This window comes from Lentzea sp. NPDC102401, from assembly GCF_044765805.1.
Lineage (GTDB): Bacteria > Actinomycetota > Actinomycetes > Mycobacteriales > Pseudonocardiaceae > Lentzea > Lentzea sokolovensis.
Genome location: NZ_JBIWKS010000027.1, coordinates 1 through 13,800, shown reverse-complemented (window position 1 = coordinate 13,800; position 13,800 = coordinate 1). Strand labels below are relative to the sequence as shown.

Genomic DNA, 13,800 nt, shown 5'->3' with positions numbered 1-13,800 from the left:
TGCGCGATAGTGGCGTCGCCGTTTGTAGATCGTGAGAGAGGACGTGGTTGTGGCACGCACCTGGCTGTCGATTCAACTGGAGCTGGTTCACGGTCGTGGGGGAAGACCTCTGGCCGAGGCCGGGTCGTGTCTTCGCCGCTGCCCGCTCGCATACATTTCTGCAGCTGGCACAGGCCATTGACGCCGCCTTCGCCCGCTGGGATCTGTCCCACCTGCACATGTTCACGCTGGCCGACGGCACGCCGATCAGCATGCTGGACCGGTGGGACGGTGTGGAGCCGGACGGCACGGTGGACAGCCGGACAACCAAGCTGAGCCGTCTGAAGCCGGGCGACCAGTTCGCGTATGTTTTCGACTTCGGCGACGACTGGGCGCATCTCTGCACTGTCGGTGCCGAACGCATCGACCCGCTCGACGAACTCGGGATCCTGCCGGACTGGCCGTTGCCCTTCCAGGGCTGGGGCGCGATGCCCGACCAGTACGGCCGTCGCTGGGCCGACGACGACGGTTCCTCGCCGGTGCCGAAGCGACCGAAGAACACGCTGAGCGACCTGCCGCCGATCCTGCCCTGGTGGGGTCCGCAGCGCTGATCCGTCAGGCGGCCGTGCGCGCATCTCGGGCGGTGCGGACGACGACGAACATGCTGATCGCCATGCCGACCACAGCGAACACGATCGTGGCGACGGCTGGGCTGATCGGCAACTCTAGCGTCGCGGAACCGTTGTGACATAACACAGCCGGCGTGCTGTCGAGCTGAAGCTCCACCGTGGAGTCGGCGCCTGCTCGCATCTGTTTGACTGCGTCGCTTTCGCACCACTCGTGAAGCGAGAAGATCTGAGCGACGCCAGCGAGGGCAAGTCCGAAGAACGTGGCGAATACGAACGTCGCGGCGATCGCGACCGCACGCCTGGATGAGCGATTTTTCGACATATCAGCGTAGGTGGCTCCGGTTCTCGAACGACTCGTCATCGTCATCGGGGCGACGAGTCGTAGTGCGCTCGGCCGCTGGCTCAGGCGTGGCGGTGACGCGTTGCTTGAGCTGGAGGGCGTTGTCGAGTTCCTGCACCAGGTCAGCCATGCTGAAGTCGAGCGTCTCGGCAGCGCGCTTGGCAGCCTCGTGCGCGGCCATGATCTCGGCGGTGAGCCATGGTTCGCCGCCTTCGTACATCGTGTTCGGAGCCAGGTGCACGCGCACGAGCTTGCCCATCATGTCCACCCACACCGTGACCGCTCCTGTGGGTGACACGCCCTTGTACTCGCTGAACAAGGCTTTCTCGGGGTCACGCCGGATCTTGGCGAACCGCTCCTGTGCCTGCGCCACCATTTCCTGCGGATCCATGACCTCTCCTAGGGCTGCAGCTTGCCGAGCGACTCGATCGACTTGAGCGCGGCCGCCGACGCCTCGGTGCACTTGGCGATCTGCTCGTCTGCCTTGAACTTCTGCGAGTGCCACCACGCGGCCATGCCCACAAGTACGCCGAGGATGCCGAGGATCAATCCGACGACCGCGCCGATGCCCGTGAGGCCGACGATGATGCCCGCGATCACACTGATGACACCCAGCACGAAGCCGATCGCGCTCCAGATGTTGTTCCACAGGTCGGAGACCTTGAACTCGAAGCCGTCGGCGACGTCGACCAGCGCTTGGCCGACATCATGTGCGGGCTTGCGCATGTCGCTCAACGCCTGCTTCATCTTGCCGATCCGCTGGGTGTAGGCGTTGTTCGCCTCACCGGTCCACGCCGATGCCTGGTTGGATGCTGTCTCCAGGCCTCGGACACATCCGTCGATTGCCCGGCCCAGATCGTCCGCGCCATCGGACTGCCCGGTGCCCCAGACGTCCCTGCCGATCCTGCGAAAGGCATCCGGGTCGATGTCCTTGATGATTCGCAGCGTGGACTCGATGGAAGGCAGTCCAGCGCCGTGCTTCTTGGCGAACCCGTCGATCTCTCTCGCATCCGAGAGCAGCGAGTCCGTGATCACCTGCTGTAGAAAGCTCATGTCACTCTCCCCGCGTCATTCCGGATACGTCCTGCGCAGGCTGTCTCCGACAAGCCGCTCGGCCTCGAGGTATTCCTGCTGCGTCTTGTGGACAACGTTGATCGCGGTCTCGATCGTGGTGTGCACGCGGTTGATGAAGTTGTGCATCGTCTGACTCGTCGCCGCGTAGTCCTGATCGACGAACTTCGTCAGGGCCATGATCGCCCCACCGACGGTCTCTTCCACGTTCTCGTAAGGACTGACCGACTGCACGGTCATCGTCCCTTCGAGACTCGCCTTCGCTTTGAAGTCTCGCAGCCCCAACGCGTCGCTCGCGCCTTTGAGCGTGACCTTCAACTGATCGAACTCAGCTGGATCGAGCGCGTATCCCTTCCCAGGCTGACTCACGCCGTACGCCACCCCCTGTGATCGTCCAATCCCGGACTGTAACAGGGGGCGCGTCGGGCGGCCCGCGATTCGAAGAAAGAGCGTTGGGGCTTGATCGCCCCAACGCCGGTCACCCCGTGGAGAGTTCGAACCTGGTTCCGCGCTTCTGCCCGGTCTGGACGAGGTCGCCGCGGTCGACGAGGTGCTTGAGCAGTGCCCTGGTGGCCGGCGTGGACAACCCCGTGACCTCGGCGGCCTGAGCCGTCGTCATAGGCCCATGGACGGCGAAGTCGACCACGACCTGGATCTGCTCGGCGGTGAACACGATGTCGACCTTCGCCCGAGGCATCGCCTTTTTGGCTCGGCCCGCCTTGCGGGGGAGCGGCGCGACGTCCACCCGGCCCTTCGGCTGCCAGGCCCGCAGATCCTCACGGGGAATGTGCAGATCGCCCAACTGCCCTTCGAGGAAGCCGTCGTAGATCGCGAAGGGCGACGCACCGAACGCCGGGTCGATCTCGCCGTGCCACTGCTGCACCCATGGCAGCACCTCGTCGAGACCGGCGAGCATCGGCAGCAGGCGTTCGCCGTCCCACCCGTCCTCGCCATGGCGTGCGGTGATCAGCACTGCGAGCGCGTGTGCCTGCTCGCGGTGGTCCCAGCCGGCCCATCCGAGCAGCAGGCTGCCGTCACCGTCGCGGGTCGCGGTGGGGTAGGAGATGAACCGCTCCTTCGGCACGTCGAGCTTGCCGCGGTGGCGCCAGTACGAGGTGCGCAGGAAGTCGCCGGAGCCGTACTTCGGTGGCACGGGGATGTCGCCGAGCGTCTCCTTGACGGCGTTGCGCACTGCGGGGTCTGTGACGTCTTTGTTGAGTTCCGCGGCGATTGCGTCTTCCTGGCGCTGCAGGTTCCACACGTGTTCCCAGTCGGCGCGCTTGCGCAGGCCTGCGGGTTTGTAGCGGTAGACCGGGAGGAACGGGACGTGCTCCTCGTCCACCAGCGTGGCGACGATCTCGGCCAGGTCGGCGTCCTGGTTGCCCAGTGCGTCCGTTGCCCATAGGCGGGCTACCTCGGTGAAGTCGTCGTCTGCGCGGATCAGGTCGGTCAGTTCGGAGACTGATCGCATGGTCGGCTGCTGTACGCCGTTGGCGTCTTCGGCGAACCACAGGTGGCGTGCTTCTAGTCGGTCCTGGAGCCAGTTGGTGAGAGCCTCTTCCTGCAGCTCTTTCCATCGCTGCGGGCGATTGTCCTTTGTGCTCCACCATCGCCGCTTGTGCTCAGGACGTTCTATGAGAGCGATATCTCGACGTTTTTCGATCAGGCTGATCCGTGCCTCAACAATCTTCTTGTAGTCGGCAGGCCAGTGCGTAGGGATCTCGGAGACCATATCTATTTCATGTCGCGTGAACCATTGGGTCTCGATCTTCCCTGCGTTTACCAGTCTGGCCAACATGATCTCGAAAGATCGTTCACCTGGAAGAATTGGGGGAACGTCCGTTGTGGGCTGAGCAAGCACTGTCGACGCTTCATTTTGAGACAAAATATTATAGCTGGAATAGACCTCCCAGTCTAGTTCTTCCTGGTTGGAAACCATCTGGGACCGGATGGTTTCGTAGTTTCTCGCGGCCTGGCTGAGTCGATTCCTGGATGGAGTCTCTCGGTCTGCGACTCTTGTGGGTGATGTCGCTATGAGCGATTGGCTAAGTCTGTCAAGTGTGCGTCCTCGTTCAATTGGGGCAATCCTGGGCAGAGGGAAGTCTTCAAGCTTGGTGCCTGTGAATTCGTAGAAGACTTCCCATGCGTCGTGCATGAAGCCGCCCGAACCTGATTGACTTCCCTTGCTGTGGCTTACCTGCTTCATCCAGAAGCAGGCTGTCGAGGAGTTAAGAACACTGAGTAGTCCGAGATGGTCGTCTTCACTCGCGCCTTCAGGTAGCTTGATGATGGGCGCCGACTGTTTGAAGACCTTGCCGCCTCGGTCTAGTACGAAATGATTGTGTGTAGCGACAAAGGCAAAGGCTACTCCGAGTGGAACGGAAAAACGCTCAGGGTGCCACCTGCTCCACTCATACCACGTGAGGCCAATTTCCTCGTGGGTTCCTGCGGGTTCCCTGCGGGCACGTAGTCCAGTTCTATTTGGCCACAGGTGTTTGAGTATGGCCTTGTTCAAATTGGCATCAAATGTGAGTGGCGAATATGGGAATGTAATTTGGGTGTCGGTGGTTATGGACCAGTCTCGCACGACCTCGCCGTACACGAGAGGTTTGGACTCGTCTGTAAGATTTATGCGGTTAGCGGCGATCTGCGAAATGAAATATGCGTCGTCCGAGCCGGTGTGGGTAATTCTTCCTATTGTCTTGAAGTGGGAAGACAAGCGTCTATCTTGGGTAGATAGTCGCATGAAAAGTTCGTTAGCTCCGCCGCCGCTTAGAGACCATGGATGCTTGGCCAGGGCCGTTCGTGGAAAGTCGCTGACACTTACCCAGTCGGATTCGCTGTCGACCTGTTCTATCTGATTGCGAATCGCCGTCCACACCAGGCCTGCAGCCGGGTTCGCAGGCTGCGATGGTTCGCCCTGGATGCCCAGCACAGCGCGAACCGGACGCTCGCGGTCGGGCGCACGGTGGCGCCCTACCAGGATGATCGTGGGCGTGCCATGCTCAGGAATGAACGCGCCGGACGTGTCGATCACGTGGGTCAGGTCGACAGCAGGGAAGAACTCCTGCACAAGCTTGGTGCCGAACTCGCGCTTCATGAAGCCGTTCGAGGTGATCTGGCCAACGATGCCAGCGCCGCAGCCGTCGGAGCCTGCGCGGCAGGCGAGTTCGAAGAAGCGTTGCGCGAACGGCACGGTCAGCTGAAACTGGCGGTGGCAGGCCGAGTAGTTACGTCGGTATTCGCCGTTAAGGGCGGAATCGCTGACTGTGATGTATGGCGGATTGCCGACGACGACGTGATACGAACTTTCATCAAGAAGGCTGGGGAACTCGTGCACGTCCTCAGCAGCGAGTTGGAGGCCGATCTCTTCGTCCATGCCATCGAAGCTGCCGCGCTTGCCTGCCAGCAGCGAGTCTCCGGTCGCAACCGTCACTGTCCAGCGCTGGCTCGCTGCATGCCTGATCGTGCCCACACCAGCCACGCCCCAAGCGGCGAGAACGAGACGGAATCGGGCGATGGCGACGGCGAACGGGTTCAAGTCGACGCCGTGTACTGAGTCCAGAGCCTTGCGGGCGATCTCGGTGTCGCTCAACCCAGGTGCTTCGTCCCGCCATGCATCAACCAGCCTGCGGAACGCGCCCAGCAGAAAGTGGCCTGATCCGCACGTTGGGTCGATCAGGCGGAAGCCTTCGAGGCCGAACTCCTCCAGCGCGGGCTTGAGCGTGTAGTCGAGGATGAACTCCTCGACGAAGTCCGGGGTCTGGAGGAGGGCGTACTTGTCCTTCGCCGCCTGCGACATGTCCTGGTAGAGGTCGCCGAGGAAGCGGGTGTCCCAGGAGTCGTCGCGGAAGTCATGGATCAAGGTGCCGTCGGAGCGGCGGGTGCGCCAGAACGCGATCAGTGCCTTCGCGCCGTCGTGGGACACCGGGATGCGGTAGGCCGGGTTGTGCTGCTTGTCGAACAGCATCGCGCCGGCGTCGCTGCGGCGCAGTGAGTCGAAGCTCTGCTCGATCCAGTCGGCGTCGGTCGCGTGCGGCTTCTGGCGGAAGTAGGCGTTGTGGGCGTCCTCGGCCTCGGCCAGGCGATCTTCTGGGCCGGAGAGCATCGGGTCGATCAGGCGGTTGTCCTCGCACCAGCGGGCGAACACGGTGCCTAGCACCCATGCGACGGCGGCCTGGGTGATCTCGTCGCCGAGGAAGGTGTTGAACGTGGCCGCGGTGCGCCTGGCCTTGGTGGCTCTCGCGTGATCGGCGGCCAGCTTCGCCTTGACATCGGGTAGCAGGTCCACCTGCTCGCGTAGATCGTCCTCCAGAGCGATGACCTGCTTCTGGAGGTTGGCAAGCAGTGCGGAGTGATCAGGTGCGGGCGACGTCACGAAGAGTCAGGTTAGTCACCCGCCGCAAGCGTTCGCACGAACCTCGCGAAGACGGCACGCCTCACTTCAAGATGGCCTGACTCAGGACTCTTCGAGTTCGATGAACTGGACCAAAATGTCGAGGGCCGTGCTGGCGTTCTCAGCGATCACTGTGGCGGCATCTGCGACACGTCGTCCTCCGCCAGGGCCTTCCCAGAAGGTTGTCGCGCTCCCTGTCCAGGAATTCCTGGACGGTGTCGCGGACCGCCTCGTACTTGGCCTCCAATTTCAGGATCTCGCCTGGCTCGATGCGCATGGTCACGCCCGCGCCGGACCCTCCACCGCCACCCGTCGCTGCCATGAACGGCATGAGCCTCCTTTCTCGCACCTCAACACAGCGCCACTGAGACGTCGCTGTGCGTTTATAGGTCCCACGCGCGTTCACCGTGCGCACACAGGATGGAACCGAATCAACCCGCCTGTGACCGAGGCTGCATCCCGGAAGGCCACGGAGAACGGGCGATCACCCACTCCTCGGGCGTGTTCACCCGGATCACGTGGTCGCCGATGCGCGGAACCTTCGTCTCGTCTCCGGCCGGGGAGATCAGCACCAGGGCATCCGGGCCGGATAGGCCCTCGGTTCCCGGTCCGTAGCGGGCCCGCGAAGCCAAGCGCTCCAGCAACGCCTGCCCTGCCGGATATCGGCCCAGCGGCGTGAGCGCGTCCAGCGGCAGCACCGGATGCCGCGACCACTCTGTCTCCAGCAGCTCGCACGCCTGCGCGACCACGCGGTGCAGGTTGAGCTGGTCGTTGCTGCCCGGTTCGGCGGCATCAGCCAGCAGCACTCGGTCGAAGCTAGGGATGTTGAGCTGGCGAGCCACCTGTCGGACCGCGGCGACGAACGCGACCGACACGTCGATCACCGGCATTCCGAGCGCGATCTCCACGGCCGTGCGGGCACGCTCCCAGCGTTTGCGTCGGACGGTGATGATGCGGACGCCACCGTGACGCGCGGCTTCAACCAGTCGCGCGTCGACATCGCTCGCGGCGGTGCCTTCCACCAACGGTGGGCTAATCGTGCCCGTGGAGGTGGATGGATCCGGTGTGACCGCGGTGATCGCGGGCAGCGGCGGCCGGTAGTGCTCGCCATCCCAGACCACCGAGAAGCCGGCCTCGGTCAGCAATGTCACCAGCGCTTTGCCGGTGGGCAGCCGCTTCAGACCGGGAAAACGGTTGTCGACGCGTTGCTGGAGTCCGCTCGCGTCGAGACCGGTGTCCGGTAGTCCAGCCCCGGCTTGGGAGAGGCGCAGTGCACGTACGAGCGGGAGGTCCTTCGGGTACAGCTCCAGGCGCACGTTTGCGAGCACGGACCCCGACGCCACGGTGGCGAGTTTGATAAGCCGCTTCTCGTCGAATATCTCGCCGGAACGCTCCGCGCACGCCGCCAGCACGCGAACCACGGCGGTGGGGGTCGGCAGCGGGTCCTGCGTGGCCAGCTCCTCAGCTTTTTTGATCAGCTGCACCGCGAGGTCGAGCAGTGCCTCGTCGGACGGTGTGTCGACGGGGTCCTTCGACCCGACCTGCAGCGCCATCAGCACGCGGTCGTGGTGCCGCCGGAGCGTGAAACGCGGCTCGTCGAGCACCGAGTCGGTTTCCACAGCAGCACGGAGTACCGCGTACGCGTACGCCTTGCGGTGCGCCTGGTCGGTGGCGTCCGAACAGCCGTGCTGGGCAAGGAGGTGGTCGGCGAGTTCCTCGGCCGCGGCCACCCGACGCAATGCAGTTAGCGCTTCGACGATCTCGCCCCGCACGACGCCGAGGACGTCAGTACCCGACCATGCCTTACGCCGCCCGGACAGAACTTGGGCGATTCGGCCCTGCGTGAGGTTCGTCGACTTGGCGACCTGCACATTGGTCGGCCAGCGCAGCTCCGGCAACGCACCACCCTCGTCGGGCAATCCGAGCAGGAGCCGGCTGATCGTGGTCTGACTGTCGTTGCGTCGCTTGGACGTGGGGACCAGGCCGGCCACGATCGCGTCGAGTGGCAACCGCGTCCCGTCGACGTCCGCGGGCAGCCGGGCGGTCCTGATGGCGCTCGGATCGGCAAGCAGTCGCGCTCGCCACTGGGTGATGCGATCGATCAGCTCGTCGCGCGTCTTGCGGCTCAAGCCACGAGCCTTGCGCACCTCGTTGAGCCGGAGGTCGAGCAGATCCCCGACAGTGTTCGCGCCCAGGCGATGGGCGACAGCGACGGCGCGCAGGGTGAGACCCGCTGCGTCGAGCGCCGCGTCGAGTGTGGCGCGGTCAGCGGCTTCCTGACGCAGCTCGACCGGGTTGTCCGAACCGGACGACGACACCGCGGCGGGGCCGGTCTCGTCGAGCGCGGTGAATACCCGTTGCCAGGCCTCGCGCATCTCCAGCGCCGACCCGAACCGCTGCTCTGCGTCGCGGTGCAACGCCCGGCCGAAGAACGTCCGCAACGGCTCCCGCAGCGGAGCTTCGAAGAGTTCACTCGATAGCGTCACAGGCTCGGTGACGAAGCGCGGATTGGTGCCGTCGTCGCCCCACGCGGGCAGCTCCAGGCTCGCCATCTCGTGCAGCGTGACCGCTGCGGCGTAGCGCTCGGCATGTGCGTCATAGACGGGACGCCGGTCGGTTCCGAGGAACGGGTCGATATAGCCGCGCGTGCCGGCATTGACGTCCGTGACGGGCGCCCCCGCCAGAGAGAAGTCGAACAACACCAAAGCGCGGCCGAACCTCGGATGGTTGCGCACACCGAGGTTGTCCGGCTTGATGTCGCGGTGGATGACACCCTTCTTTTCGAGGTATGCCAACGCATCCAGCAACTGGTCACCGAGTAGTTGCAGCTTGTCCGGCAGGAGCGCGCCTTCGTTGCGCAGCACGTGGGCGAGTGAGCGGTCGCCCGCGTAGTCGATCTCGATGGCGTGCCTGGTGCCCAGCGGGAACAGGCTCCGGCGCAGAACGACGATGTGGTCGTGTCGGAGGTGTTCCAGTGCCGCTGCCTCGTCGACGAGGCGGTCCTCGGCTTCCGCGGATCGCGATACCTTGACCACGGTGTCGATCCCGTCGTGCATCACCAGGAACGCTCGCGCGGTGGCGCCGGTGCCGAGAACACGCTCGACGACGTAGTCGGTTTCGGCCAGCGCCTCACCCTTGGAGGCATTCCAAGGATCGTTGCGTTCGCTGGCGGGCTCATCGGACTGTTGTGCTTTGTCGAGCTCGTCGATGAACTCGGCGACGTCGGTGAACCGCGAGCCGACCACGGGCGCCGTCGCGAGCGCGATCACCGTGTCGAGCTCGTCGGGGATGCCGTCGTCCACGGCACGTGGGTGCAGGCCGCCCTGCTTGCTGAGCTGCTCCAGCAGTTCCGGCCGGGTCGACGCGGGTGGTTGTCCGGTGAGGAGCAGGTACGCGATCGCGCCGACGCCGAAGACGTCGATCGCCACGGTGCCGTCCGGCTCCTCGGTGAAATCCGGCGCCAGATAGGCGGCTGAAGCCTCTTCGACGTGGGCGGCCGCGCCGGTGCTCGGCCGCAGCTGGTGCATGGTCGACGGACCGGACAGGCCACGGGCGGCGGCCTGCCACTCACCGACCTGCAGACGGGGCTTGGTCCAGTCGTCGCCAGTCGGCTGCACGATCACGGCGCGTGGCGACAGCGCCCGGTGCACCAGCCTGCGTTCGTGGGCGTAGTTCACCGCTTCGGCGAGCTGGCGGATCAGGTCAAGCCGGGTCGGCAGGTCCAGTTCGCCGTGCCGCTGCGCGACGAAGTGGTCGAGCCGTTGCGCGTCCTGCGCCTGCTCGATGAGCAACGCGGGTCCGGCCTCGTGGTCGACGAAGTCCACCGGCCGGAGCAGGCCTGGGTGATGGATGCCTTGGCAGGCACGGAACTCACGTTCCGCGGCTGCACGGATCGATCGCTGTTTGTCTGGATCCGCTTCGCGTTCGTAGAGATAGATGCGGACCCTGCGGTACTCGCCCGGCATGTCCTCGCGCGTCGCGTCGTGGTCCTGCCACGTCGGGCCGCTCGCATAGGGGCGAGGCCCGATCTGCCACTGGCCGACGGTGACGCTGCGCCTGGTTCGGTGAATCCCTACCCGTTGCAACAGGCGGGGAAGAGCGCGAAAGAAGTCCGCGCTCGGTGGTGTGCGGCTCACGGCGCCGAGCAGCAGGTCAGAGCCGATCTTGGGTAGCGACGTGCCGTCTTCGGGGCCGAACACGTTGTACTTCTGTCCTTCGGCGAGCTGGCACACCAGGCTCGGTTCTGACAGGAAGATGGCGGCCGACACGTACGGAACGGTGATCCGGTCCTGCCTGGCTGCCTGCACGAGCAGGGACTTGAGCTTCTTGGCCTTCAGATCGGCGTCGCCCAGCGGGTTGTCGAACGTCCACGTGCTGCCGTTCGGCCGGTGCTGTACCCAGGTGGCGAAGTGATTGGACAGCCTGCCTCTAAGGCTCTTGATCTCGATGAGGTGCAGGCCGCTCGGCGTGGCGACGAGGAGATCGACCTCTGGCTGACCGCCTTCCTTGGGCGTGAAGGTGAAGTTGGCCCAGGCTGCGTAGGGATGCCGGTCGGGCAGGAGCTCCCGCACGTGCCGCAGTGCCGCGCGCTCGTGTTTGAACGCTGACTGCGTGATCTCGTGCCACCTGCTCGACTGCTCTTCCACCCCGTGTCCCTCCAGCTCGACGATCCATCATGCCCGACCTCATCGCTGACCAGATGATCACCCTCCGCGATCAGCGCTGTTCGTTGTGACGTGTCAGGCCCTCGTCAGTCGACACTGGTCACCGGGAACGGAACGCGCTCGCCTTCCCACGACGACGGCTTCGGCTCGGTGAAGTTCGCCATCGGCTGTGCGTCGTCCTTCTCACGGCCGAGCACCTTCCCCCACTCCGAGGTGGTTCCGGTGACGAGGAAAGGGCCGATCGGAATCTCGATCAGGTCGTCATCAACCAGGACGGGCATGCTTTCACCGCCAACGACCAGGTCTCCGTTGACACCCGCCGCTGCCGCGGCAAGCACGTCGTCCAGGTCCACGGTCGAAATCGTGCCTGACCAGTCCGCACCTGCTCCGTGTGCCGTCGCGACCAGTACGCCGTCACCAGAAGGGTTGTCGTACCGCACGAACTCGAGCACGGAGCCGGAGATCGGATCGACGGACTCTGCCGCAGACGTCAGCCATGCGGGTTTGAACTGTTCGAGCAGGCTGGTCATCGCATTGGCGAGTAATCCGCGTCGCGTGGCCAGGAACGACCTGTACGCGTCGGCATCCCGCAACGAGCTGTCGAGCGGAATGAGGTGGGTGGCGAGCTCCTGGTCACCGAGGGTCGGGAAGTAGTCAGCGGGAGACCTGTGGCTGATCTTGCGATTGGCCTTGCCCGAGATGAACGCCAGGTTCGCGAGGTCGTTGATCTCCGACTTGCTGTACTTCGCGGTGTGGCTCTTGAGCGTCGCCTGTGGGTGAATGTGGTGGTACTCCAGCCTTTGACTTCCTTCCGCAGCGGCGGAGATGGCGATGCTGCCCCACCAGTCCTTCGCTCCTGCCTCTTTCGCCACGAGGAAGCTGAGGAAGAAGAACGGACTTCCCACTGTCCGGCCGACGAGGTCCTGAGGTGTCACGGTCATGCCGGCGTCGACTACGCCGAGGTTGCCGAGCAGCTGCTTCACCGGCGCTTCTGTCCGAGCCGCGGGTATGTCCTGGCCGAGGCGAGTGTCGGTGGAGCCGCTGTAGCGGTTGCGGATAGTCGCGAGCAGGAACCAGTAGAGGATGCCGTTGGCGCTTGTCGTGTCGAGTTGCTCATCGTCGCGCTCACCGAGCAGCACGATCAACGGGAGCAGCACGATCATCGAAGGCAGCAGCTTGCTGTGTGACGCGCCGAGGTTGTTCTGTAGCAAGGGAACGAGATGCCGCAGGCCGCGCTGCACGGTCGCCCAGCCGCTTTCCAGTTGGTCGTCGGTGGCGGCGACCAACCTGGCATGCGACCAAGCGGACAATCCGCGGCCGAGCACTGCCCCGGTGAGCGCTCTGGTCAGGAAGGTGACGTCGACGTCGCCGTATCCGCGTTGCGTCCAATAGAGTGCTTCGTCCTCGAGTTTCGTCAGCACGCCGGGCCACCGGGCCGACAGCGTTGCGAGGGCCAAGTCTGATGTCCTGAGTGGACGCCCACCGCTGTTCACCCGCACGAAGATCTGAGTGACCTCGTCGTATGGGAAGTCACGCAACACCTCCATGTGGAACTTGTGACTCGGGATGGTCGCCAGGCGCTGCAAACGCTTGCTGATGTCATTGGGACCAAGGTCGGGATTGAGCTGGTGCAGTCTCCCAACGAGCTCCCACTGGTCGACGCCGGGCTTGAGGACGTCGAAAACCTTGATCCAGCGTGGATCCTTGGCGGTAGCAGCGCTCTGGTTCTGGAACTTCTCGTTCTCGATGTTGAACACGATGGCAGCCTGCGGGTGATCAGTGAGAACCCGATGCAGAGACGTCACGCGCTGCTGTCCGTCCAGCAGGTACAGCGGTATCACGGCCGGCTGGCCAACCGGCTTGCCGATCGCCACCGCTCGGGTCTGCGGAGCATCGTCGGTCTGCCAGAACAGCAGCGAACCCGACGGGTAGCCGCGGTACAGCGACTCAACGAGTTTCGCCACCTGGGTCGGCTTCCACACGTAGCCGCGCTGGATCTCCGGCAGCTTGATCTCGCCGCGTTCGATCTGGCCTACCAATGCGCCGATCTCGCGCTCGGTCTTGTCAACGGGCATGTTGCCGGAACTCCCACCGTCGATGAGTGCGTCGATCGACTCATAATCGCGGGGTCGTGCACAGGCGTTAGCAGGTCGAACCCCTCGATCGGTCTACCGAGTTGGTTGATTAAACGTATCCGCATGATCACAGCTGGTGCCGCGATCTGAACGAGGAGATGAGCAGTAAGCCATCTGGGTGACGTGAGCGTCATCGGCACGCGATGGACCAACGCACGCAGCACTCCCTGGCGAGACGTGTCGGACTCCGAGTTTTCCGTTGTGAACTGAACACGAATCGTGCTGATCTTGCCCTGGAAGAGGGTCACGCGTTCCCGGCGCTCGTCGAACGACAGCACCTCGCCGTCGGCGCTCACGCGATGGACCGGCGCTGAGGGGACTAGTGGCCTGGGACGTGCTCGGGCCCCGACAGCCGCGGATCTGCCTGACGGCGTCAGGCAGATCCGTTCGAGCCTTGGATTAGCGACTCCTTGCTCGGCCAGTTACACTTGGAGACGACCTGGAAGAATAGGCCGGAGCACGACGCTCAGTCGTTCCACGCTGGGGGTCAAGGGGCAATGCCACGTAGCTTAAGTTGATCTTGGTGTTGTGTGGATGGTCCGGCGTGGTGTCCTGATCATGACGCCGGGCGCTGGCACGGTGCTGC

Annotated in this window: 8 protein-coding genes; 1 reads left to right on the top strand and 7 read right to left on the bottom strand. The window is 64.3% G+C overall.

The genetic code is table 11. The features are described 5' to 3' along the window. Positions 1 to 95 precede the first annotated feature (95 nt). Entirely contained in the window at positions 96 to 590 is a 495-nt protein-coding gene (locus ACIRG5_RS47515) for a hypothetical protein (RefSeq protein ID WP_402918111.1), read from the top strand. A 4-nt stretch (positions 591 to 594) separates the two neighbouring features. On the opposite strand, the gene ACIRG5_RS47510 is transcribed toward ACIRG5_RS47515, so the two are convergent. The 7 genes from ACIRG5_RS47510 to ACIRG5_RS47480 form a co-directional block, all read right to left on the bottom strand. Beyond that, a complete protein-coding gene (locus tag ACIRG5_RS47510) occupies positions 595 to 930 on the bottom strand; it encodes a hypothetical protein (RefSeq protein ID WP_402918108.1) in 336 nt (111 codons plus the stop codon). Position 931: 1 nt separating this feature from the next. Beyond that, positions 932 to 1,339, bottom strand: a complete 408-nt coding sequence (locus ACIRG5_RS47505) for a YbaB/EbfC family nucleoid-associated protein (protein WP_402918105.1) — start codon at positions 1,337 to 1,339, stop codon at positions 932 to 934. 8 nt (positions 1,340 to 1,347) lie between these two features. Further along, the gene (locus tag ACIRG5_RS47500) at positions 1,348 to 2,001 is read right to left on the bottom strand and encodes a hypothetical protein (protein ID WP_402918102.1); all 654 of its coding nucleotides are present in this window, start codon (positions 1,999 to 2,001) and stop codon (positions 1,348 to 1,350) included. Positions 2,002 to 2,016: 15 nt separating this feature from the next. Further along, positions 2,017 to 2,400 carry a hypothetical protein gene (locus tag ACIRG5_RS47495; RefSeq protein ID WP_402918099.1) on the bottom strand — a complete coding sequence of 128 codons (384 nt, stop codon included), beginning with the start codon at positions 2,398 to 2,400 and terminating at the stop codon, positions 2,017 to 2,019. A 97-nt stretch (positions 2,401 to 2,497) separates the two neighbouring features. After that, positions 2,498 to 6,397 (bottom strand): BREX-2 system adenine-specific DNA-methyltransferase PglX, encoded by a 3,900-nt coding sequence (pglX, locus tag ACIRG5_RS47490; RefSeq protein ID WP_402918096.1) that lies wholly within the window; start codon positions 6,395 to 6,397, stop codon positions 2,498 to 2,500. Positions 6,398 to 6,846: 449 nt separating this feature from the next. Then, positions 6,847 to 11,061 carry a BREX system serine/threonine kinase PglW gene (gene pglW / locus ACIRG5_RS47485; protein WP_402918094.1) on the bottom strand — a complete coding sequence of 1,405 codons (4,215 nt, stop codon included), beginning with the start codon at positions 11,059 to 11,061 and terminating at the stop codon, positions 6,847 to 6,849. Between the two features lie 104 nt (positions 11,062 to 11,165). Beyond that, positions 11,166 to 13,154, bottom strand: coding sequence for a DUF262 domain-containing protein (locus ACIRG5_RS47480; protein WP_402918091.1), 1,989 nt, complete (start codon positions 13,152 to 13,154; stop codon positions 11,166 to 11,168). Between the last annotated feature and the right edge of the window lie 646 nt (positions 13,155 to 13,800).